13 protein-coding genes are annotated in these 23,926 nt (G+C 70.4%); 8 read left to right on the top strand and 5 right to left on the bottom strand.

The window, feature by feature from the left end; translation table 11 throughout:
- Positions 1–677: 677 nt before the first annotated feature.
- Entirely contained in the window at positions 678–3,449 is a 2,772-nt protein-coding gene (locus tag ACP4E5_RS14750) for an SUKH-4 family immunity protein (protein ID WP_425828784.1), read from the bottom strand.
- 184 nt (positions 3,450–3,633) lie between these two features.
- Here ACP4E5_RS14750 and ACP4E5_RS14745 point away from each other — a divergent pair, with 184 nt between their 5' ends.
- From ACP4E5_RS14745 to ACP4E5_RS14735, 3 genes are all read left to right on the top strand, one after another.
- Positions 3,634–8,064, top strand: coding sequence for a toxin glutamine deamidase domain-containing protein (locus ACP4E5_RS14745; RefSeq protein WP_425828782.1), 4,431 nt, complete (start codon positions 3,634–3,636; stop codon positions 8,062–8,064).
- A 36-nt stretch (positions 8,065–8,100) separates the two neighbouring features.
- The gene (locus ACP4E5_RS14740; protein ID WP_425828780.1) at positions 8,101–10,455 is read left to right on the top strand and encodes an SUKH-4 family immunity protein; all 2,355 of its coding nucleotides are present in this window, start codon (positions 8,101–8,103) and stop codon (positions 10,453–10,455) included.
- Positions 10,456–10,539: 84 nt separating this feature from the next.
- Positions 10,540–10,911, top strand: coding sequence for a hypothetical protein (locus tag ACP4E5_RS14735; protein ID WP_425828778.1), 372 nt, complete (start codon positions 10,540–10,542; stop codon positions 10,909–10,911).
- Positions 10,912–10,982: 71 nt separating this feature from the next.
- Here ACP4E5_RS14735 and ACP4E5_RS14730 read toward each other — a convergent pair whose 3' ends face one another.
- The 4 genes from ACP4E5_RS14730 to eccCa form a co-directional block, all read right to left on the bottom strand.
- Positions 10,983–11,459 carry a hypothetical protein gene (locus tag ACP4E5_RS14730; protein ID WP_425828776.1) on the bottom strand — a complete coding sequence of 159 codons (477 nt, stop codon included), beginning with the start codon at positions 11,457–11,459 and terminating at the stop codon, positions 10,983–10,985.
- Positions 11,460–11,494: 35 nt separating this feature from the next.
- On the bottom strand, positions 11,495–12,517 hold the full coding sequence (locus tag ACP4E5_RS14725; RefSeq protein WP_425828774.1) for an SUKH-4 family immunity protein: 1,023 nt from the start codon (positions 12,515–12,517) through the stop codon (positions 11,495–11,497).
- Between the two features lie 135 nt (positions 12,518–12,652).
- Positions 12,653–12,925 carry a hypothetical protein gene (locus ACP4E5_RS14720; RefSeq protein ID WP_425828772.1) on the bottom strand — a complete coding sequence of 91 codons (273 nt, stop codon included), beginning with the start codon at positions 12,923–12,925 and terminating at the stop codon, positions 12,653–12,655.
- A 139-nt stretch (positions 12,926–13,064) separates the two neighbouring features.
- Positions 13,065–17,006, bottom strand: a complete 3,942-nt coding sequence (eccCa, locus tag ACP4E5_RS14715; protein ID WP_425828770.1) for a type VII secretion protein EccCa — start codon at positions 17,004–17,006, stop codon at positions 13,065–13,067.
- 284 nt (positions 17,007–17,290) lie between these two features.
- On the opposite strand from eccCa, the gene eccD reads away from it, so the two are divergent.
- From eccD to dapB, 5 genes are all read left to right on the top strand, one after another.
- Positions 17,291–18,760 carry a type VII secretion integral membrane protein EccD gene (gene eccD / locus ACP4E5_RS14710; protein ID WP_425828768.1) on the top strand — a complete coding sequence of 490 codons (1,470 nt, stop codon included), beginning with the start codon at positions 17,291–17,293 and terminating at the stop codon, positions 18,758–18,760.
- A 201-nt stretch (positions 18,761–18,961) separates the two neighbouring features.
- The gene (gene rpsO / locus ACP4E5_RS14705; RefSeq protein ID WP_266714890.1) at positions 18,962–19,249 is read left to right on the top strand and encodes a 30S ribosomal protein S15; all 288 of its coding nucleotides are present in this window, start codon (positions 18,962–18,964) and stop codon (positions 19,247–19,249) included.
- A gap of 290 nt (positions 19,250–19,539) precedes the next feature.
- On the top strand, positions 19,540–21,759 hold the full coding sequence (locus ACP4E5_RS14700) for a polyribonucleotide nucleotidyltransferase (RefSeq protein ID WP_425828766.1): 2,220 nt from the start codon (positions 19,540–19,542) through the stop codon (positions 21,757–21,759).
- Positions 21,756–23,132, top strand: a complete 1,377-nt coding sequence (locus ACP4E5_RS14695) for a M16 family metallopeptidase (RefSeq protein ID WP_425828764.1) — start codon at positions 21,756–21,758, stop codon at positions 23,130–23,132. The genes ACP4E5_RS14700 and ACP4E5_RS14695 overlap by 4 nt, the downstream gene beginning before the upstream one ends.
- Positions 23,133–23,162: 30 nt before the next feature.
- On the top strand, positions 23,163–23,918 hold the full coding sequence (dapB, locus tag ACP4E5_RS14690; protein WP_425828762.1) for a 4-hydroxy-tetrahydrodipicolinate reductase: 756 nt from the start codon (positions 23,163–23,165) through the stop codon (positions 23,916–23,918).
- Positions 23,919–23,926 lie beyond the last annotated feature (8 nt).

Genomic DNA, 23,926 nt, shown 5'->3' with positions numbered 1-23,926 from the left:
CGGCGGTTGAAACGACATGGATCCCTCGTTATAGGGGGGGGGCACACGTCCGTCCCCCGTGACGACGCTTGTCATGCATCCGACTTAGGGGACGCGAACCTCTTTCTTATCAGATGCTTACATCGGTAATGCTGGTAACTTCCGCAACGCCAGGCGCGGCCGTGGTGGGGCGTGGCGTTGCGGGGCGGTCACAGCAGAGGGCCGAGTGTGGCCACGGTGAAGGGATGCCGGGAGTGACTTCCGGGGAACGGTGAACTCTCAGGGCGGCATTACTACCGGTTCGCGGTCAAGCGGTTTGCCCTGCATTCGCCCTTGTCCGAGGCGCTGTCTGCTGCTCGGGCGGGAACGGGACCCGATGTGGACGATGCGCGCCCACAAAGCCTGTAGGCAGGGTGGCTGGCCGCACGACATCGGGGCCGGTCTGTGGTTCGCGGGTGACAGGCCCTTCGGCGGCTCCGCGTTCGTACCAGGAAGTGGCAGACCACTGGTCATGCAGTCGAACGGTTGGAAGCTCTGGGCCCCGAGAGAAGGAGGTGACGAGAGAGCGGCGGGGGAGCGGCGCGCGTGCTGCGTGAGCAGGACGTGTGCCAGGGGTGGTGCAGCCGGTGAACGCATTTCGCCGGTCAGCATGTTGCCCGCGATGTTGCCCGCGTCCGGTCGTCGAAGTGCGGTCCGCCTCAGAACAGCCCATGCCACATCTGCTCGATGATCAGTGACCACCAGTTGTCCGGTTCCGACAGGGCGTTCGGGTCGATGGTCAGGAGGCGGGTCTGGAGGTCGGCGACGATGTTGCCTGCCGTGTACGGGGTCGCGTCGACCATGTGGCTGCGCGTCGCGTACAGGGTGGCGAGGGAGTAGGCGAAGGCGGCGACCGAGGAGTTCACGTACTGGAGGGTGCCGTCCAGGGGCATGGCCGCCCAGACCTGGCCGCTGTCGCGCTGCACCGTGATCACGAACATGCCGTCGGTGCCGATGCGGGTGTGCGTGGCGAGGGTGTTGGCCGCGGCGGGGGACAACTGGGCGCCCGTGCCGATGAGGTGGGTACGGGCGTCCGCGAACATGCCGCCCATGACGGGCGGGGCGCCGGGCGCGTCGGTGTCCGCCAGGAAGAAGAGGGGGACGTCGGCGGGGAGGCCGGCCGTGGCCAGTGTTGCGCGTGCCGAGTCGGGGAGCGGTGCCGTGGCCAGGAGTTGGGGAGCGTAACGGCGGACCTTCTGTTCGCCGAAGGTCTGGCTGAGCAGTGGCCCGAGTTCCGCGTCCGGCAGGACATGCGTGGGCGGTACGGGGTAGGGGAGTGGGGTCCGGGACGGTTGCGGTGGCGCCTGCTGGCCCGCGAGTTGGGCCATCAGTTGGGCGTGCGAGGTGAGGGCCGCGATTCCCTCCGCGCGGGAGGCACGGTCCCGGCCGTAGGGGTGCGCGTGCGAGTGGGAGGCATTAGGGAACGTGGACAGCAGGACGTTCGCCGTGTAGCCGCCCGGGAAGTAGCCGGGGCACAGGTCCGTGTGGACCGCCACGACGTTCTCTACGGGCACCCTCAACTCGCCCAGCCGCTCCATTCCCTGGTACTCGGCCGGTGGCTTCCCGGGTGCCGCTGTGGCGGTGACGTAGGCCTCCTGCCCGGTGCGTGGGTCGACGTAGGTGAAGACCGCGGTGTTGCCCGGGCCGGTGGCCGGGCGGCCGGGCGGCTGACCGCCAGGCGTGGCGGAGGGCCGCGGAGCGGGCGGGGCCAACGGGTAGTCGACCATGGTGGGTGTGCGTTGCGCTGGTGTGGTGGTCGGGGTGCCGGGTGCTGAGGCGGTGGGCGCGGATGGTGCCTGTGCCTGTGCCTGGGCCTGTGACGGTACTGGTGCCGGTGATCGCGGTGCCGCCGTGCGTTGCGGGGCTACCGGAGTCGGGGAGGCTGCGGGGTTCGGCTCGGGCGCCCGCGCGGTGGAGCCCAACGCGCTCGCGTACTGCGTGAGTCCGTCCTCCTCGAACGCCGACGCCAGCATCCGTGCGCGCTGCGCCGGACTCGCCTGCGTACGTGTCAGCAGCGGGGCGATCCGCAGATACGTACGTCCCGGAGAGGGCAGCGACGCGCGTGCCCGGTCGTCCGGCGCGATCTCTTCCAGGGCGGCCCGCAGCGTCACCGGGTCCGTGTGCACCAGCAGCCACGGGTCCTTGAGCGCGCGCGGCAGTTGGCCCGCACCCAGGAGGTGGCCGACGATGCCGTCCCGTACGTAGGGGTCGGCCTGCTGCCAGCCCTCCTCGGGGACCCGCTCCAGCAGCTCCATCGCGAGGCAGAGGTGTGCGGCGCGCACATCGGGCAGCGTGGCGCGGATCGCCTCGCCGAGCGCCGGGTGGGTGAGGGCGATGAGGGTGGGCTGCGCCGCGTCCTCATCGTGCACCGTGGTGACGAACGGGCCGGCGAGTGCCATCCCGTTGGCGATCTCCTGCGACAGGTCGCGCGCGGCCAGCGCCGAGGCCAGCGGCGCCCACAACGGCAGCGGCAGCCCCTCGCCCTCGGCGAGGGCCAGCGGGGCGAGCATCGCGGACAGGAGCGTCGGGTCGGCGCCGAGGCGCTGGGCGTGCAGGACGACGGCCTCGGCGGGGCCGGCCGGGAAGAAGACGGCGTTCGGTGGCGGGTCCGGCGTCAATAGGTGGGCAGTGACCGCTAGTTGGGCGGTCAGGCGGCTGCCGCCGGGGCCCGTGGCCGTGCGCGACGCGATGCCCTGCGCCAGCCAGAGCCGCAGCTGCGGATCCTCGGTGAACGGGAGCCGGGGCGCCCCGAAGTTCGGGTCGAGCGCGGTCTGGGTCTGGAGGGTGAGGCCCTGGAGGTCGGCGTGCTCGGGCGCGTCGAGATCGATGACCTGTGCCGTCCCGGCGGGGAGCGCGGCGGCGATCTCGGCGGCCACCGCGCGCGGGACCTCGGCGAGGAGTCGTACGGAGGGGAGCCCCGCGAGCGGCACCAGCAACTCGCGCGCCATCCGATCGGGTCCGCGCCCGGCCCGAACGGGACCGGCCTCCGCCACATCGGGCACGACGATCACGCGCTCGCCCGCGCCCAACGCCTCGTACACCTCCGCATCGCGCGCGACGTCGATCCCGAAGTGGTCCGCGAGCACCCACAGCAGCTGTGCCGGTGTGAGCCCGGCGGCGCTCGGCACGGCGGGCGCGGGCAGCGGCGGCGGAACGGTCCACGGGTCGAGGCGCGAGAGGTCGATGCGCTCGCGGTAGCCAGGGTCGCACAGCATCAGGAAACCGGTCAGCAGGCGCGAACTGCCGCACCCTGGCGAGCCGGTGAGGAGAGCGACGCGCGGCGCGTCCGGCGCGGCGGCTCGCCAGGCGGCGAGCGCGCGCAGAGCGGAGGCACGGCCGCCGATGAACGGATGCGGCTCGTAGGCGACCTGCTGCGCCGCTGCCATGGGTGGCTGTCGCGGCGCTCCCATGGGGCTGTTCTGCCAGCTCACGACTCTCCCTGGTTCCCCGTTTTCACGTGCTTGCCCACCTTAAGGGCGACCTCTGACAACGGGACACGCGTGGCCGGTGAGGGTGCCCATGCGGACGGGTGGCTTGGTAAACTCCGCGCAAAATTACGTCTGTTGAGGCACTCGGGGCCCCACAGATGTACGGCGACACGGGGGAGATGCCGCCATGGCGATGATGCTGCCGGACGAGTTGGCCTGGCTGCTGGAGATGTTGGGCTTCGACTGGCCGACGGCCAACGAGGACCACATGATGCAGTGCGCGCAGACGTGGCGGGACTTCGGGGCGCAGGTCGGGGACATTCAGGCGGCCGCGATGCAGTCGGCGGGCAATGTCACGTCGGAGAACTACGGCGAATCCATCGACGCGTTCGTCGAGAAGTGGGACAAGTTCTCGGGCGGTTCGGGGTATCTGGACGACGCCCGGCAGGCGGCCGAGGTGATCGCGTCCGTCTTCGAGGTCGCGGCGTTACTGATCATCGGGATGAAGATCGCGGTGATCATTCAGCTAATTGTGCTGGCGATCCAGATCGCGGTGGCGGCGGCGACGGCGGTGGTCACGTTCGGCCTGTCGGGCGTGGCGTCCGCGGCGATGACGCAGGCGTCCCGGATCGCGATCCGCAAGATTCTGAAGGAGGCCGCGAAGGCGCTGATGGAAGCGGCGCTGGAGGCGGTGAAGGAGCCGTTCGTCTCCGCGTTGGAGGAGATGAGCAAGGACCTGGTCGCGCAGACGGTCAACCAGAACTTCGGTGCGCAGGACGGGTACAACCTGGGGCGTACGGCCGAGGCGGGGAAGTCTGCCGTCAAGGACGGGTTCGACAACTTCGGTTCTACGTTGGGTGAGTCGCTACGGGACGGGGGCGCGGGCCGCGCCGGGGCGCATGCGCGGGGCGGGTTGGACGGTGCGGCGGGGAACTCGTCGTCGGACGGGGCGGATGGCGGCGGGGATTCGGGGAGCGATTCCGGGGCCCGGGGCGGGGATTCGGGGGCTGGGGAGTCCGGCTCTGGTTCAAGTGCTGGGGTGGGTAACGGTGGTGGTGGCGCCTCCGGTGGGTCCGGCGTCTCTGGTGCCTCCGGTGGGTCCGGGAGTGACGGAGGGCGTACCGCTGGTGTGTCGGCCTCCGGTGACACCGGTGACACCGGCGGTGCGTCCGTCGCGGCATCCGTTGGTGCGAGCAGCGACGCCACTTCGGCCTCGGCGTCGACGCCGACATCGGCACCGGCCGCCCCCTCGACGCAGGCTTCCGATCGGCCGTTGACGCCCTTCGACGAGGGCTACCACGAGCAGCGCGCCGCGGCGGCGCAGACCTTGACGTCGACGGATGCCGGCGGCTCCCCAGGCCCGTCGAGTACGCCCGACACCTCGCCCGGACCGCAGCCTGGGCCGCAGTCCACGCCGGACACCCCGTCGGCCGCGACGCCAGACGTGTCGTCGGACGCGTCGTCGAGCCCGCAGCGTGAGGGCGGTGACCCGGCCACGCCCGCGGCCGCCGCGTCGGACCCGCAGTCCTCGGTCCCCCACGCGCGCGTGGAGGCGGAAGTCCCGCACGCGCGCGTAGAGACAGACACGAACACACCCGCCCCCACATCCACTCCGGATACGACTCCGGCCACCGGGCAGCCCGATTCGTCTCAGAGCATCAACACGGCATCGGAGAGCGCCACCCCGACCCAAGAGTCCAACGGCCCCCTGTCGCAACCGCCTTCACACGACCGCGCAACCGACCAGGCGACCGGCACGGAGACCAACACGGCGACCGGCACCGACCCACGTACCCAGGCCCAACAGCCCACCTCCAGCACGCCGGGCTCCATACCGAACCCGGGCACCGGCAACCACACGGGCTCCGACTCGACGTCGCCCTCACGCACGTCCGCTCCGACCTTCCACTCCCAGAGCGCGACCGCCACCGAAGCCCACGCCCCGACCCGGCCTGCACACACGGCTAACCCGACACCTGGCAGCGACCCCAACACCTCAACTCCGGCCCCCAACCAGGCCCCTCACGCCGCGCCGACCTCCACCCCGGGCCCGGCCGCGAACACGCCTCCCACGACCCCGGGCCCGTCGCGCCAGGCCACGCCAACGGCCCCTCCCCGTACGAACACACCCCGTACAGACGCCCCCCAACGCACGACACCCACGCCCCGACCCAGCCCCACCCCCACACCGACGTCACCCTCGGTGCCCAGCCCCACCACCCCAGGCAACCCCACCCCAGGCACTCCCAACCCCGCCGCCAACACCCCTGGCCCGGCCGGCGTCTACGCCGTACCCACCCCCACACCCACCCCGAACCAGCCCCCGAACAACAACTCCGGCAACCAGCACCCCGGTTCGAACAACCCGCCCACACCACCGCCACCCACCACGACACCACCCGAGCAGAACCAGCCGGCCCCCCTCTCCCAGGGCCAGAGCCTCCAGCAGATCCGCGACAGCCTGAACCACGCCCCCTACGGGCTCCTGCCACCCGACCCGGCCCATCAACAAGCCCTGGCGGACGCCGTCCCCCGCAACCCCGACGGCACCCCACAGCGCCACCCCGACCCCCACGGCGAATGGGCCCAACTCCAGAACGACGGCGGCCTCCAACAACCCGGCCGCTCCAACAACTGCCTCGACAATGCCCGCGCCGGCCTGTCGACCTGGTTCGGCAACCCCCAGGTCTCCGCCCCTCGCACCCCCGACACCACCGCGGACGGCAAGCTCGACACGATGTCGCCCGAGCGCGACTCGTACAACAACCTCGACGCCTGGGCGGGCCGCCCCCAGATCTGGGCCGGCGCCGACCACCCCAACCCCTACGCGCGAATAGCCCACCATCTCCAGGAGGCCGGCCCCGGATCCGCCGCCGTCGTCGGCGTCCAGTGGCCCGGCGGTGGCGGTCACGCCTTCAACGTCTACAACCACAACGGCCAGATCATCTGGGTCGACCACCAGACCGGCGAAGTCAGCCCGAACCCCATCCACACGGGTGCCGCCGGCGTCCGCTACGTCCCCTTCGACGCCAACGGCCAGACCATGGACGCCCCATGGGAGAAGAAGCAGGACACGGATTCCGACTCGTCCGAGTCGGCGGCTCAGGCCGGGGACAGCTCCGACCCCGCGGCCGCCTATGGCTCGGCCCCTGAACAGTCCAATCAGGAGCCCTCGCAGCAGGACCAGCAGGACCAGCAGGACCAGCAGGACCAGCAGGACCAGCAGGACCAGCAGGACCAGGATCAACAAGAGTCGCAGGACCAACAAGAGCCGCAATCCAGACGCGACTTGGACCCCACTCGCGCCGACCGGAACGGCGGCCTCATACCCGAGGGCAAGGGCGACCTCCAGCAGGGCGTGGCTCCCGACCCGATTCAGGGCGCTCTCCGGGAGTCTCACCCCGTGTATCGGACCGACCTGGACGCCGTGCACCAGTCCATGCGGGACTGGGTCGACCCGGAGAAGCACCCTGACGCCCCCCTATCCAGGCTCCTGGAAGAGGCAGCCGACCGTCGTCAGCGCTACGAGGCCGCGATGGAGCCGGTCGAGACGCCGCGACGAGCCCTGCAAGAGGCGCTCGCCGAGGAACGGGCGATCGAGAAGCAGATCAAGGATCACGAGAAGAACGGCGCGACGGACCAGGCGAGTGCGCTGAAGGACGGTCCGCTCGCCGAGGCCACGGCGCGCAGGGAAGAGGCCCAGCGTGTCTACGGCGAGGCCGTCGACAATCATCGGGGCAGGGAGGTTCCGCCGACCGCCTTCACCGACGCCGAGTTGAGAGACGCGCTCGGCGAGGATTTCGCCACGATGAACGACGGTGAGAAGTACGCCGTGATCGCGGCGATCGCGCGCATGAGCAATTCCTTCCATGCGGACAACGCGGTCGGCAACAGCCCGGAGCGCCCTCCGGACAGCCATTCCCCCTACGAGGGCACCACGAAGGGCAGCGGCGACAAGCAGGTGCCCAACCCCGCCGTGAACGACTATGAGTCCTCAGCGGCAAGGCGACGCAATGAGGCGGCGCCGGATCTGCCCGCGAAGTACCGGTCGGATTCCGATTCCAAGAAGGCGTTCGCCGATCTGCGGAGGGTCTTCAACGATTCCGTCGCCGACGACCTCTCGCCCGCGAAACGGCGGAGGATCAAAGACCTTCTCGAGGATGCGCTCGAGTCCGGCAACGGGCCCGATCTGTCCGGAAAGAACTATGCGGTGGTCGAACTGGTCGACGCCGACGGCAACAGCACCTACGTCGTCGATTCGTCCGTCCCCCCTGGTGGGGACGGCGTGAGCCCGCTGCACTCCGAATCGCACATCTTGAACTGGGTCGATACCGTCAACGGGGCCACCGAGCCCGGGGCCGATCCGAAGTACAAGATCGCCGGCCTGTATACCGAACGCGAACCCTGTGGTTCGAAAGAGCTCAACACGGGTTACGCGGAATGTTCCCGAACCATCGCCCGCCACGAGTCCATGAATGGTGTGCCGGTGTACTACAGCACGACGTACCGGCATTCGGGGACCGAGGAGAAGGCCAGGATGGACGAGGAGTTGGCGGACCACCTCGCCGTCGTTGCGGAAACGTGGATCCATGTGAGAACACAGATGGTCGGGCAATGAGGCCCACCCTCGGGTTGGGACGTGAAGGTGAGCAGCATGCACAACGGGGCACAAGAACCCGCACATGACCCCGCACATGACCCCGCACATGACGACGAGTTGTCTCCTGCGGCGGCGATCGACCGGATCGCCGACGGCTGGGAAACGCTCACGGGCTGGGGCGTCAACTGCGTCGTAGACCCGTCGGACCGCCAGGGCGAGGACCTCCTGCACGCTGTGCACGAGCGGGTGCCCGACAGCGTCCTCGTCGATGTGGACGGCTGCACCGCGGACGAAGCGCTCACCAAGGTTCTCAGTGCTCTCGGGGCGCGGGTCAAGGCCCCCAGGGCTTGGTCCCGGCGTGTGCCGAAGAAGCCGGCGCGGCTGGTTCTCGTTCCCCATCTCGAACTCGTGGGAAGCGTCCGCACCAGTGGCGAACCGCAGCGTCTGCTGCGCGCCTTGGGCAGCGTCGGCGGCAAGGGCCACGCCGTGATGGTCACCTCCCGGGACACCCGCCTCCTCGGCAGCGCCGACCGGCCGCTCCTGCTGTCGGCACCAGCCTTGTCGGCGGAGGCCGCACCGCACGAAGCACCCGTTGAGATCCAAGCGTTGGCGCAGGCAGAAGCGCGTACGGTGCCGTACGGCGTCTGGCAGGAACTGGTGACGGGCGTGACCGGCCGGCCCGTCGAGGTCGACCACTTGGCCCGGGTGGTTGAGCAGCACGGAGAACTTCTGGCCGCCGAGGGCGATGGCACGGTGGTCTCCTTCCGGGACGAGTCCGTCGCGCGGGTATTGCGCGGTCGGCTCCCGGCCGAGGACCGGGCACGGACCCACCGCCACCTCTACGGCCGTCTCAAGGAGTTGAGCACGCGGTGGGTGAACCGGGTGCACACGGAGGGACCGGAGTCGGAGGGCCGCCCCGACCTCGCCCCCGACCCGCTGGCCGACTACGCCGCGACAACGCTCGCCGCCCACTGCGCGGCGGCGGACCTCGCCACCGGAGCCACCGGAGACACCGGAGAAACTGGAGCCGCCGGAGCCACGGACTTCCCACTGTTCACCGCCCTGCTCCGCGACACACACCTCGTCGCACACATCCCCCCGACAGCACTGCTGGAGGCGGCCGAAGGCGCAGGCATGAAGGAAGCGCCTACGGGCTCGGTACTTGCCGACGCGGTGCATGCCCGGGAGTACGCCGTCCTGCCGTGCTCCCAGCCGACGTGGGTGGCCTGGTTGCATCTGCAGGCGACGGTCCGGGGTGACACGGAACTGGCGGAGGGGCTGGAGCACAGTGGTGTCCGGTTGCCGTGGCGGGTGCGGTGGTCGCGTTGGCGGCCGCCGGTCGGCCTGCACGTGTCGTATCTCGACTTCTCCGATGTCTACGACCTGTTGGAGATGCGCCTGCACGGCCGTCCGGTCGTGGCGGCCGTCGCCTACCAGGGCCGGGAGCGCCAAGTGACCCTGCACGAACCGCACACCGGGGAGGTGCTGGGCTCCGGTGCCTGGTCACGGAAGCAGCCGCCGGAGGAGGCGCTGCCGGGCCTGCGGTGGCCGACCCCGGGCGGTGCGGACGACCGGCCCGAGGTGGACCCGGCGAACCGCTATCTCCTGGAAGCCGGCCCGGTGACCGTCGGCGACACTGTCGTACTCGGCGGCTGGGGCGGCCTGTTCGGGATCGAGCCCGCGCCCCGGACAACGCCCCTCACCGACCTCGGCCCGCGCGATCGCGTCGAGGCCCTGTGCCCGTCCGTGCTCACCGCCCCGGCGACCGTCCCGGCCCACGGCCCCGCACCTCGGCCCTCGGACCTCGACACGATCTTCGGGGCCGAACCCGGGCCCCTGTACCCGGTGCGGGAGCCGCTGCTGCCCGAGGGCCTCGCCGACCCGACCACCCGCGAATTCCTCGTCACGCAGGGACTGCCGTCCTTCCGCGACGTACACGGCCTCGGCTTCTACGGCCTGGAACCGGACCACCGCTGGACCGACGTCGCGCAGGGTACGCACACGGGCCCGCTGCCGCCGCGCCCGGAACACCTTCTGCGCGAGGTGTCCTGGCCCGCCGACGTGCCGGACACCGACCACCGACACGAACCGATCACCCTCACTGGCCCGTACTACGCCATCGGCCGCTGGATGGGCGACGACGTAGTGATCGACGGCCCGACCGGGCGGATCCTGCACCTGCCCGGCGAGAACCGCGAGGATTCCAACCGGGCGGAGATCGTCGGGCGGAACCTGCACGACTTCCTCGCGATGGTCTCCGTCTGGCTGCTCGGCGTCCAGGTGTTCACGGGTTCGGGCGACGAGATCGAGACGCGCGACGTCGCGCGCCGAGTGAAGGACCGACAGGCCACGATCGACCCGATCGGGGCGGCGGCAGGGATCTGGGGTGTGGCGCTGATGGATCACTAGCTACCTACGGCCGGCTACGGCTCCATGCCACCCCCGAGCGCCTCGGGATGAGCCGCGTGCCGCTGGTCGGTTAGGGTCGCGGGCATGACACGTACGGGTGGAGACGGCACCGGTCTGCAGTGGGAGGCGGATTTCTCGCGGAAGTGGGAGACCGAGCTTCCGCCGGAGGAGCGCGCGCTCGCCGAGGAGCAGGCGCGGGCCGCTGAGGCGGCGCGGCGTGAGCGGCGGCGCGGGATCGTGTGCGCGGCCGTCTTCCTCGCGGCGGCCGTCGCGGCGCTCGTCGGGCAGGCCGTCGGGGGCGCGGGCACGGTCGCGATCGGTGCCAACGCCCTTGGTGTGGCGGCCGGTTGCGGCGCGTTGTGGCTCGCCGCGCGCGGGGCCGGCGGCATGGGGCGCCCGGGGCTGTGGCTGATGGTCGGCGCGCTGCTGGTCATCGGGGTGGGACAGGCGATCTGACCGCCCCTTTCGCCCTCCCTGTAGCCCCTAATAGAGCCCTGTAGACCTGCCGCCCGGTGAGCCGCTGCCCCTCACGTCATCTTCGTCATGTGAGACACGGTGCCGCCGCTGCCCGCCGCGAAGTCGACGTCGTTCTGCTCCTGGCGGATCAGCTGCTCGTTGAAGGACTCGTTCTCGTCGTGGTTCTTCGCCATCGCGCCGAGCGCGCCCCCGATGTTCGTCAGCTCCTGAGCCAGGTGCTTCATCGACTCGAACATGCCGGTCTGGAGACCCTCATAGGCGATGCCGAACTTCTCGCCGATCTCGTCGTCGCCCCACGGCGGCATGTCCGCCTTGTCGGCGAAGCTGGTCAGGCCCTGGACGAAGCCCTCCACCTGGCCCTTCTCGGGGGCGGGGGCCCCGCCGCTGGTGGGGGCGCAGGCGTTCACGGAGGCCAGGCCGTTCTGCAAGGAAGCCGCGGCCTTGGCGAACGCGGTGCCCAGGTCCTGGAAGGCGGTGCCTTCGGTGGCCAGGGACGTCGTATCGGTACGGAATCCTTCGCGGGGCATTGAGGGTCCTCTCGGGCTGGCGGACGGACAGTGGGTCAGAACAAGCCGTGCCACATCTGCTCGATGATCACCGACCACCAGTTCCCGGCGTCGTCGAAGCACGTGGGGTCGAGCTCGATCAGGCGGGCCTGGAGATCGGCGACCGCCGCCCCCGCTTCGTACGGGTTCATGCCCGGCATGCCGTCGCGCGTGGCGGCGAGCGTGGCGAGGCAGTGCGCGAAGGCGGCGACCGACGCGTTCACGTAACGGCCGCTGCCCGTGGCCGGGTTGGCCGCCCATACGGTGCCGGTCTCCCGCTGCACCGTGATCACGTACCGGCCGTCGGTGCCGATCCGGGTGTGGGCGCGGAGGATGTCGACGGCGGCGGGGGACAGCTCGGCCCCGAGTTCGCGCAGGTTGGTCGCCGCGTCCACGAACAGGCCGCCGCGCGGCGGGGTTTCGGGCCGGTCGGCGGTGAAGAAGAAGCGGACGTCGGCGGGGAGCCCCGGGCTCGCGAGGGCGGCGCGCGCCGACTCGGGGAGCGCCGCCGAAGCGAGCGCCTCCTGGCCGTACGCCTGAACCGGAAGGTCGCGGGGGAGGTCCGCCGGCAGCGGCGTCGGCGAGGTGGGCGCGTCAGGCAGCGGTACGCGGTGCGGGCGCGGCGGCGGCGCCTGGCCCGCGAGCCGCGCCATCGACTCCGCCTGTGCGGTGAGCGCGGCGACGCCCTCGGCACGCTCGGCCGGGTCCGTGCCGTACGCGTGGCCGGACGACAGCGTGGCGTTGGGGAAGCCGACGGTCAGCGCGTCGACGGTGTAGCCGCCGGGCAGCGACGCGGGACTCAGGTCCGTGTGGATCGCCACCACGTTGTCCGCGGGGACGTCCGCGCGGCGCAGGTCCGACCACGCCTGGTACTCGACGTGCGGCAGGCCGGGGCCCGAGACGCGGGTCAGGTACGTCTCCTCGCCGGTACGCGGGTCGACGTACGTGAACACGGCCGTGTTGCCCGGGCCCGTGGCCGCAGGGGAGCCGTCACCGGCCGGCTGTCCGGCTTGCCGTTGGTCCTGGTCGTGCGTGGTCACGGCTGGGTCTCCATCGGATCTCCATCGAACGGGGACGGTGGACGGTCAAGGGAGGCATCGAGGCGGCCGATCCGCCCACGAAGTCTAGTGTCGCCCGGTGACAGTGGGCAGGGCGAGACCTTGTGGGGTCCCGCGTCAGCCCCGCTCCACCTGCCGCCGGTACAGGCTGATCGCCGACTCCGGCGGGAAGTTCGGAACGTACATCGTCGAGCCGTCCGCCTTCGAGACGACGAGGTGGCTGCCGCCGTACGAAGGCGGCTCGGTCGGCGGGAAGGTCGCGTAGACCAGGAAGCCCAGGTCGAACTCCTGGACGTTGAGCGTCGCCGGGGTTCCGTCCGCGCACAGTGGCTGGAACGTCGTCCGGGCGATCGCGAGGGCCTCGTCGGCGGTGCGTGGCGCGGTGGTCAACTTCCGTCTCCTCAGGTCTCGTTGCACGTACGGCGCCGGGGATCGGTTGACCCGATCCCCGGCGCCGTACCGTACACACGTCACGCGGGCGCGACGCGGGCACTACGCGTTCGTCAGTTGTGTTCGTCAGTCACGTTCGTCAGCTGCTCCGCATCGGCAACCACGCCGTCTGCACCAGCTGCGCCCCGCCCTTGCGGGTGACGAGCATGCCTCGGCCCGGCGGCAGCTTCTGCGGCTTGAGCGGGCCGAAGATCTGGCCCTCGGCCGGGTCGCCGGAGAGCACAAGGCCCGTCGCGCCGAGCTCCTTCATGCGCTGCATGACCGGCTCGAAGGACGAACGCGCGGCGCCCGAGGAGCTGCGCGCGATGATGATGCGCAGGCCCAGGTCGCGGGCGAACGGCAGGTACTCGAGCAGCGACTGGAGCGGGTTGCCGGAGCTGGTCGCCACCAGGTCGTAGTCGTCGACGATGATGAACGCGTCCGGCAGGTCGTACCAGGAGCGGTTGCGCAGCTGCTCCGGCGTGACGTCCGGGCCCGGCATACGGCGGCCCATGGAGCCCGCGAGGCTCGTGACGACCTCCTGGAGCTGCGGACCCGAGGCACAGTACTTATAGAGGTGCGACTCGGGCAGCTCGCTCAGGTGCGCGCGCCGGTAGTCACCCGCGACGATGAGCGCCTTGTCGGTCGCGTACCGCTCGGAGATCTGCTTGGCGATCATGCGCAGGAACGCGGACTTGCCGGACTCGGACTCTCCGTAGACCACCATCAGCGGGTCGGTCTCGAAGTCGATGAACGACGGCGACAGCGTCGTCTCGTCGACACCGATCGCGACGCCCCGCTCGGGGAAGTCGTTGCCCTTGGGGACCTCGCTGATGTGCAGCTTGGTCGGCAGCATGCGCACCGGCGGGGCCGGCGGGCCCTGCCAGTGTTCGGCGATCGTCGTCACCATGTGCTCGATGGCCTGGCCGAGGGTCTCCACGTCGGAGGAGGCGTCGATCCGGGGCAGTCCGCCGAGCGAGCTGAGCTTGTCGGGGGTCAGGCCGCGACCGGGCATGCCCAGCGGCACGGCCTCCATCTTCTTGCGGTCGAACTCGGACTCCATCGGGTCACCGAGCTTGAGCTCCACCCGGTTGAGGAGCTGGTCGCGCAGGGCGGGCCGGACCTCGGTGTAGCGGCCGGAGCCGATGATCAGGTGGACGCCGAAGCCGAGGCCGCGCGAGGCCAGGTCGAGGATGACCGGGTCGAGCTGCTCGTAGTCGGTCTTGAAGGCGGCCCATCCGTCGATGACGAGGAAGACGTCGCCCCAGCGCTGGTCCGGGTACTGCCCTGCGGCGCGCCGGGACCGGAACGTACCGATGGAGTCGATGTTGTTGGCGCGGAAGAACTCCTCGCGCTCGTTGAGGATGCCGCGCACCTCGGCGACCGTACGGCGCACCTTCTCGGAGTCGAGGCGCGACGCGGCCCCGCCGACGTGCGGCAGGCCCTCCATCGCGAGCATGCCGCCGCCACCGAAGTCCAGGCAGTAGAACTGCACTTCGGACGGGGTGTGGGTGAGCGCGAACGAGGTCATGACGGTGCGGATCAGCGTCGACTTGCCGGACTGCGGACCACCGACGACGAGACCGTGACCGGCCGAACCGGAGAAGTCCAGGTACTGGATGTCGCGCCGCTGCTCGAACGGCTTGTCCACCAGGGCCATCGGCACGACCAGCTTGCCGAGCGCCGGGTAGTCGGCGGCGTGCAGGCCGCGCTCCGGGGTCGTCGACAGCGGCGGGAGCAGCGAGTCCACCGACGGGGACTCCTCCAGCGGCGGCAGCCACACCTGGTGCGCGGGCGGCCCCTGGCCGACGATCCGCGCCACGATCACGTCGAGGACGGTGTCCGCGAGCGCGTCGTCGACCTGGTCGGGAACGGCCTCGGGCTCCGGCTCGTGGATGATCTGCTCGGCGACCGGCGCCGCCGTGAAGAGCACCGGCTGCCGGTGGGTGCGCGATCCGCCGCCACCGGCGCCACCGGCCCGGTAGACGCCACCCACGTACGCCGCCTTGAACTGGATCATCGTCTCGGTGTCGTACTTGAGGATGCCCGAGCCGGGGACGTTCGGCAGGTGGTACGCGTCCGGGACGCCGATCGCGGTGCGGGACTCGGCGGCCGAGAACGTACGCAGGCCGATCCGGTACGAGAGGAAGGTGTCCAGGCCGCGCAGCTTGCCCTCTTCAAGGCGCTGCGAGGCGAGCAGCATGTGCACACCCATGGAACGGCCGATGCGGCCGATCTGGATGAACATCTCGATGAAGTCGGGCCGGGCGGTGAGGAGTTCGGAGAACTCGTCGAGCACCATGACGAGGGACGGCAGCGGGTCCAGCGGGGCGCCGGCCGCGCGGGCCTTCTCGTAGTCCGTGATGTTCGCGTAGTTGCCCGCCGAGCGGAGCAGCTCCTGGCGGCGCTGGAGCTCACCGGTGATCGAGTCGCGCATGCGGTCGATCAGGGTGAGGTCGTCGGCCAGGTTGGTGATCACGGCGGCGACGTGCGGGAGTTCGGACATGCCCGCGAAGGTCGCGCCGCCCTTGAAGTCGGCGAGGATGAAGTTCAGCGTTTCGGATGAATGCGTCACCGTCAGGGCGAGCACGAGGGTGCGCAGCACCTCGGACTTACCGGAACCGGTGGCGCCGACGCACAGGCCGTGCGGGCCCATGCCCTCCTGCGAGGCCTCCTTGATGTCGAGCATGACCGGCTGCCCTTCGCGGTCCACACCGAGCGGCACACGCAGCCGCTCGTGCAGGGTGCGGGGCCGCCAGGTGCGCGCGACATCCACCGAACCGGCGTCGCCGATGCCCATCAGCTCGGTGAAGTCCAGGTTGGCGAGGAGCGGTTCGTCGCCGTCCGCGGAGCCGGCCCGCAGCGGCGCGAGCTGGCGCGCGAGCGCCTCGGCCTCGGTGAGCGACAGGGTGTCGCAGGTGCCGGTGTACTGGGTGCCGCCCTGCGATTCGAGCAGCAGGCTGTCCGGCTGGACCTGCACGGACAGCGAGCCGCGCAGCTCCTCCACGATGCCGGGGACCACCTCGACGATGGTCACGCCCTGGAGGCCCTCGGCGCCCGCGATGAGCGAGTCGTCGGGCACGGTGCCGCCGTCCATGACGACGACGAGGTGCGGCTGGTCGACCACCGGCGGGCCCTGCGGGTTGAACCGGCCGCGGCCCTCCAGCTCGTCGGCGAGCATGTCCTCGACCTCACCGAGGTCGCCCACGATCACGCGCTGGGAGCCGGCGCCGTCGGTGCTGCTGTGCTGCACGTGCGGCAGCCACTTCGTCCACTCCCACTCGGCCATCGCGCCGGGCGACGCGACGACGGCGACCCGCAGGTCCTCGGGCGAGTGCAGGGTGCACAGTTGGGCGATCATCGCGCGGGCGGCGCCGTACGTGGTGTCCGGGTCGCCGGAGACGCTCACGTGGTAGAAGGAGCGCAGCGACACGGCCAACGGCAGTGCGTCCAGCGTGCCGTGGGTCTCCAGGAACGACTTCATCGCGTGCGCGGTGAGCGGTTCCAGCTCGTCGAGCGGCGCGGTCTCCGGCGCCATCAAGGGAGTTGCCAGCTGCTGCGGGCCGAGCCCGAGCCGCACCTGCGTGAAGTCCGAGTCGCTCCCGCGCCGTTCCCACACCCGGCGGCCCTCGGCGACCAGCGCCCACAGCTGTTCGGGGTTGGGGTGCAGGAAGTACTGCCCGTCGCGCTGCATGCGCGCGGTGGTCCGCACGTCACGCCGGACCTGCGTCAAGTACTTGAGGTAGTCCTGGCGTTCCTGGGCCATCTCGGCCCCGCCGCCCTGCCGGGCCTTGACCAGTTGCGCAAGGGCCATCGCCAGGGTGGAGACGATCATGACGCCACCCATGATCTTCATGATCGACTGGCCGGACGTGAAGAAGAACGCCGACGACGTGCCCATCCCCAGCATGGGCAGCAGGCTCATCATGAGGTTCTGGTCCTCGGCCCGCGCCAGCTCCGGCGGCGGCTCGAGACGCACCTCGTCCGTCGGTACGTCGGGTGGCAACACCCGAGGCGGTCGCTTGACGATGACCACGCTCACCGAAGCACCAGTCCTTAAATCTTCAGTCGTCGATCAGTTCAGCGCGCACGGATGTCGTGCACGTCGGGACATGTCGGACCGCCCCCGTTACTGGCGGTTCCCCCAGGCCGAAGGCAAAGAGCTCCGGCGTGCCCGGTGATCCTACTGACTCTCGTCAAGTCCCGGGGCCTGTGGGGTGAGATGGGCACAGGACGCTACGCTGTCGCACCGCGCGTGACGCCGTCCGGACGCCGCGCCGCCGCACCGACACCACACCAAGTCATGACATTAGGGGGAACCGAGAGGTGAGCACCACAGCTCTTGCCGGTGGCGGAACCGGCTTCTGCCGGGTCACCGTCGCCGCACCGGACGCACGTATCGATGTGGCCCTGCCCGAAGACGCCGCTCTCGCCGACATCTACCCGGAGATCCTCCAGCTCTCCGGGCAGAGCCAGGCCGAGGGCGACCCCACCGGGTACCACCTGGTCCGCCGCGACGGCACCGTCCTCGACGCCGGCCGCTCGCTCGCCGACCAGCGGGTCCTCGACGGCGACGTGCTGTTGCTGCGCCCGTTCTCCGAGTCGCTCCCCGCGGCCGTGTTCGACGACGTCTCCGACGCGGTCGCCTCCGCGGTCCGCCGCGACCGGCGCCGCTGGAGCGACGGCCTGATGAGCGTCGTCGGCCTCGGTGCGGGCGTCCTGCTGCTGACGCTGATGGCGTTCGCGCTCTGGTTCTCGAACCCGATCGACCGCGACATGCACAGCCTGCCCGGCATCATCGCCGGTGTCGTCGGCGTCCTGCTCGTGGCCCTCTCCGTGGTCCGCGCGCGGGTGTACGAAGACCGGGCCGCGTCCACCTCGCTCGGCCTCGCCGCCCTGCCGCACCTGCTGATCGCGGGCTCGGGGATCTTCCCGACCGAGGCCGACTCGGGCCCGGGCCGGCTGCAGCTGCTGTCCGGCTGTGTCGTGGTGCTGATCGCCTCCGCGCTGCTCGTGGTGCTGCTGCCGCACGGCGACGCCGTGTTCGTCGCCGCGGCCCTCTGCTCGGCCGTCGGCGCCCTGGCCACGTTCGGCGCACTGATCACCGAGGCGTCGCCGAGCGAGGTCGCCGCCGTCACCGCGGTCGTCGCGATCATCGCGATGGCCTGGCTGCCCGGCATGTCCGCCCGCTCCGCCCGGCTGCCCATCGGCTACCGCTCGCCCGACCAGATCTCCCAGGGCCGCGACTACGGGCGCGACGAGGAAGAGCACATCGACTTCGACCGCATCGGCGCCCAGGTCCGCCGCGCGCACGAGCTGCTCCTCGGCCTCGTCATCGGCTGCGCGGCCCTCGCCGTCGCCTCGGCCGGCGTGGTCCTCGGCTTCTCCGACGACGTCTGGGCGCAGCTGCTCGCCCTGGCCGCCGGCATCGCCGTCATGCTGCGCGCCCGTCTGTTCGACTACACCGCGCAGGTCGCGTCCCTGGTCGTCGGCGGCCTGCTGATTCTCGGTCTGCTGATCCTCGGCGTGACCCTGAACACCCCGCACGCCCTCCTGCAGAGCTTCGTCCAGGGCGACAGCGCCCCGCTCAACATCCACATCCTCTGGTTCGCCGCCGCGATCGGCGGGGGAGCGGCCCTGCTCGTGATCGTCGGCCTGTCCGTGCCGCGCAAGGGCGTCTCCCCGTTCTGGGGTCGCATGCTCGACCTGTTCGACGGCTTCGTGCTGCTGACCCTCGTACCGCTGTGCCTCGCGGTGCTCGGCCTCTACACGCAGGTGCGCAGCATGGTCAGCTGACCTCGGCCCGGCCGGCCGCCGGCAGGGCGGTCGCCGGGCTGCTGGTACGCTGTGTGACGGCCGTTTGTGTACGCGCCCCCGGCATTGCAGGACATTCCTGGGGGCAGCGCCCAGCGGATCCCCGCCTCCCGAGTTACGGAAGCTCTCCTGAGATGTAGACCAGGGGCACTCGGCGGCAATCAGACTCTACGAGGAGTAAGCGTGGCTCTCGACACCGCTACGAAGAAGCAGATCATGACCGAGTTCGGCACCAAGGAGGGCGACACCGGCTCTCCCGAGGTCCAGGTCGCCATGCTCTCCCGCCGCATCTCGGACCTGACCGAGCACCTCAAGACGCACAAGCACGACCACCACTCGCGTCGTGGCCTGCTCATCCTGGTCGGCCAGCGCCGCCGCCTGCTGCAGTACCTGGCCAAGAAGGACATCCAGCGCTTCCGTGTGCTGGTCGAGCGCCTCGGCATCCGCCGCGGTGCGGCCGGCGCCCGCTAAGACGCTGCGAGAGGGGGCGGTTCCCGATTGAGGGGGCCGCTCCCTTTGCCGTACGTGCGCACTGTCACTGTGGCTTTGTAGTCTGGTGACGTACGACTACGCAGATGAGGAGAAGCGCCTCCTCGCCGCCGCCGGTCCTCGGTAGTGGCCCCCGGAGACGAAAGAGGATCCCCGGGAGCTTCGATCGAAGACCGGCCCGCACCCCAGGCGCGCTTCTCCACCCGTCCCTCTGCCACACGGGCAGCAGTGGACAAAAGACGTAACAGACGAAAGTAACGGAGAAAACGCTAGTGGAGAACGAGACCCACTACGCCGAGGCCGTCATCGACAACGGCTCCTTCGGCACCCGCACCATCCGCTTCGAGACGGGCCGTCTGGCCCGCCAGGCCGCCGGCTCCGCCGTCGCCTACCTCGACGACGACACCATGGTGCTCTCGGCCACCTCGGCCTCGAAGAACCCCAAGGACAACCTCGACTTCTTCCCCCTCACGGTGGACGTCGAGGAGCGGCAGTACGCGGCCGGCAAGATCCCCGGCTCCTTCTTCCGCCGCGAGGGCCGCCCCTCCGAGGACGCCATCCTCACCTGCCGCCTCATCGACCGCCCGCTGCGCCCGTCCTTCAAGAAGGGCCTTCGCAACGAGATCCAGGTCGTCGCCACGATCATGGCGCTCAACCCCGACCACCTGTACGACGTCGTGGCGATCAACGCCGCGTCCGCGTCGACGCAGCTGGCCGGTCTGCCCTTCTCCGGCCCGGTCGGCGGCGTCCGCGTCGCGCTGATCAACGGCCAGTGGGTCGCGTTCCCGACGCACACCGAGCTCGAGGACGCCGTCTTCGACATGGTCGTCGCCGGTCGCGTCCTGGAGGACGGCGACGTCGCGATCATGATGGTCGAGGCCGAGGCCACCGACAAGACGATCCAGCTGGTCAAGGGCGGTGCCGAGGCGCCGACCGAGGAGGTCGTCGCCGCCGGTCTCGACGCCGCGAAGCCCTTCATCAAGGTCCTCTGCAAGGCCCAGTCGGACCTCGCCGCGAAGGCCGCGAAGCCGACCGCCGAGTTCCCGATCTTCCTGGACTACCAGGACGACGTGCTCGAGGCCCTGACCGCCGCGGTCAAGACCGAGCTCTCCGCCGCCCTCACGATCCCGGGCAAGCAGGACCGCGAGGCCGAGCTGGACCGCGTCAAGGGTCTGGCCGCCGAGAAGCTCCTCCCGGAGTTCGAGGGCCGCGAGAAGGAGATCTCCGCCGCGTACCGCTCGCTGACCAAGTCCCTGGTCCGTGAGCGCGTCATCAAGGAGAAGAAGCGCATCGACGGCCGCGGTGTCACCGACATCCGCACCCTGGCCGCCGAGGTCGAGGCCATCCCGCGCGTGCACGGCTCGGCCCTGTTCGAGCGTGGCGAGACCCAGATCCTGGGCGTCACCACGCTGAACATGCTGCGCATGGAGCAGCAGCTGGACACCCTTTCGCCGGTGACCCGCAAGCGCTACATGCACAACTACAACTTCCCGCCGTACTCCGTCGGTGAGACGGGCCGCGTGGGCTCCCCGAAGCGCCGCGAGATCGGCCACGGCGCGCTCGCCGAGCGCGCGATCGTGCCGGTCCTGCCGACGCGCGAGGAGTTCCCCTACGCGATCCGCCAGGTCTCCGAGGCCCTCGGTTCCAACGGCTCGACGTCGATGGGCTCCGTCTGCGCCTCCACCATGTCGCTGCTGAACGCCGGTGTGCCGCTGAAGGCCCCCGTCGCCGGTATCGCCATGGGCCTGATCTCGCAGGAGATCAAGGGCGAGACGCACTACGTCGCCCTGACCGACATCCTCGGTGCCGAGGACGCGTTCGGTGACATGGACTTCAAGGTCGCCGGCACCAAGGAGTTCGTGACCGCGCTCCAGCTGGACACGAAGCTCGACGGCATCCCGGCCTCCGTCCTGGCCGCCGCCCTGAAGCAGGCCCGCGACGCCCGCCTCCACATCCTCGACGTGATGATGGAAGCGATCGACGTCCCGGACGAGATGTCCCCGAACGCCCCCCGGATCATCACGGTCAAGATCCCCGTGGACAAGATCGGTGAGGTCATCGGCCCGAAGGGCAAGATGATCAACCAGATCCAGGAGGACACCGGCGCCGACATCACGATCGAGGACGACGGCACCATCTACATCGGTGCCGCGCAGGGCTCGCAGGCCGAGGCCGCCCGCGCCACGATCAACGGCATCGCCAACCCGACCATGCCGGAGGTCGGCGAGCGCTACCTGGGCACCGTCGTGAAGACGACGACCTTCGGCGCGTTCGTCTCGCTCATGCCGGGCAAGGACGGTCTGCTGCACATCTCGCAGATCCGCAAGCTCGCCGGCGGCAAGCGCGTGGAGAACGTCGAGGACGTTGTCGGCGTGGGCCAGAAGGTCCAGGTCGAGATCGCCGAGATCGACTCCCGCGGCAAGCTCTCCCTGATCCCCGTGATCGAGGGCGAAGAGGGCGACGACGACAAGAAGGACGACGCCGACAAGTGACGTCCCGTAGCACCAAGGCGGCGGCCCGCACCTCTTCGGAGGTGCGGGCCGTCGCCCGTACCCAAACCCTCATCAAGGGCGCGAACGGCATCGGCACGGTCCGCAAGACGACGCTGCCGAACGGACTGCGCATCGTCACCGAGACCCTGCCCTCGGTCCGCTCGGCCACCTTCGGCATCTGGGCGCACGTCGGCTCGCGCGACGAGACACCGACGCTGAACGGCGCGACGCACTACCTGGAGCACCTGCTCTTCAAGGGCACCAAGAAGCGCAGCGCGCTGGACATCTCGGCCGCCATAGACGCGGTCGGCGGCGAGATGAACGCCTTCACGGCGAAGGAGTTCACGTGCTACTACGCGCGCGTGCTCGACACCGACCTGCCGCTCGCCATCGACGTCGTGTGCGACATGCTGACGGGCTCGCTGATCGAGGAGGAGGACGTCGACGCGGAGCGCGGCGTGATCCTCGAAGAGATCGCGATGACCGAGGACGACGCCGGTGACGTCGTGCACGACCTGTTCGCGCACACGATGCTCGGCGACACCCCGCTCGGCCGCCCGGTCCTCGGCTCGGTCGACACGGTCAACGCGCTCAGCCGGGGCCAGATCACGCGCTTCTACAAGAAGCACTACGACCCGACGCACCTGGTCGTGGCCGCGGCGGGCAACGTCGACCACAACAAGGTCGTACGCCAGGTCCGCGCGGCCTTCGACAAGGCGGGTGCCCCGCAGGACTTCGCCGCACCGGTCGCCCCGCGCGCCGGTCGCAGGACCCTGCGCACCGCCGGCCGCATGGAGCTCCTCGACCGCAAGACCGAGCAGGCCCACGTCATCCTCGGCATGCCGGGCCTGTCCCGCACGGACGACCGCCGCTGGGCGATGGGCGTGCTCAACACGGCGCTCGGCGGCGGCATGTCGTCGCGCCTGTTCCAGGAGGTCCGGGAGAAGCGCGGGTTGGCGTACAGCGTGTACTCGTACACCTCGGGCTTCGCCGACTGCGGCCTCTTCGGCGTCTACGCGGGCTGCCGGCCCAGCCAGGTGCACGACGTGCTGAAGATCTGCCGCGACGAGCTGGACCAGGTCGCGCGGCACGGCATCAGCGACGACGAGATCGGCCGTGCCATCGGCCAGCTCGCCGGTTCCACGGTCCTCGGCCTCGAGGACACCGGGGCGCTCATGCACCGCATCGGCAAGAGCGAGCTGTGCTGGGGCGAGCAGATGTCGGTCGACGCGATGCTGGAGCGCATCTCGGCGGTGACCCCGGACGAGGTGCGCGCGGTCGCACGCGACATCCTGGGACAGCGCCCGTCCCTGTCGGTCATCGGTCCGCTCAAGGACAAGCAGGCATCGCGCCTGCACGAAGCGGTCGCGTAAGAACACGTGGGTCAAGGAAACGGACAGAACATGAGCAAGCTGCGCGTGGCGGTCATCGGAGCCAAGGGCCGCATCGGTTCCGAGGCCGTACGGGCCGTCGAGGCGGCCGAGGACATGGAGCTGGTCGCGGCCCTCGGCCGCGGCGACAAGCTCGACGTCCTCGTCGAGTCCGGCGCCCAGGTCGCGGTCGAACTGACCACGCCCGACTCGGTGATGGACAACCTCGAATTCTGTGTGCGGTCCGGAATCCACGCCGTCGTAGGCACCACGGGCTGGACCGACGAGCGCCTCGCGCGGCTGAACCAGTGGCTGGCGGACTCCCCGGGGACGGGCGTGCTCATCGCCCCGAACTTCTCCATCGGCGCGGTCCTGACCATGAAGTTCGCGGAGGCGGCGGCGCCGTACTTCGAGTCCGTCGAGGTCATCGAGCTGCACCACCCGAAGAAGGTCGACGCCCCGTCCGGCACGGCCGCCCGCACCGCGCAGCTGATCGCGGCGGCGCGGGAGAAGGCGGGCAGCGAGGCCGCGCCCGATGCCACGGCCACTGCGCTCGACGGAGCGCGCGGCGCGGACGTCGACGGCGTCCCGGTCCACTCGGTCCGCCTGCGCGGCCTCCTGGCGCACCAGGAGGTCCTCCTCGGCGCCGAGGGCGAGACGCTGACGATCCGGCACGACTCGCTGCACCACAGCAGCTTCATGCCGGGCATCCTGCTCGGCGCCCGCAAGGTCGGAGCGGCCCCCGGCCTCACCTTCGGCCTGGAACACTTCCTCGATCTGAACGGCTGACCTGCTGC

The sequence above is a fragment of the Streptomyces fractus genome (assembly GCF_049844455.1).
GTDB classification, from domain to species: domain Bacteria; phylum Actinomycetota; class Actinomycetes; order Streptomycetales; family Streptomycetaceae; genus Streptomyces; species Streptomyces fractus.
Note: the sequence above shows the minus strand (reverse complement) of the source record. Positions and strands in the feature narration are given on the sequence as shown.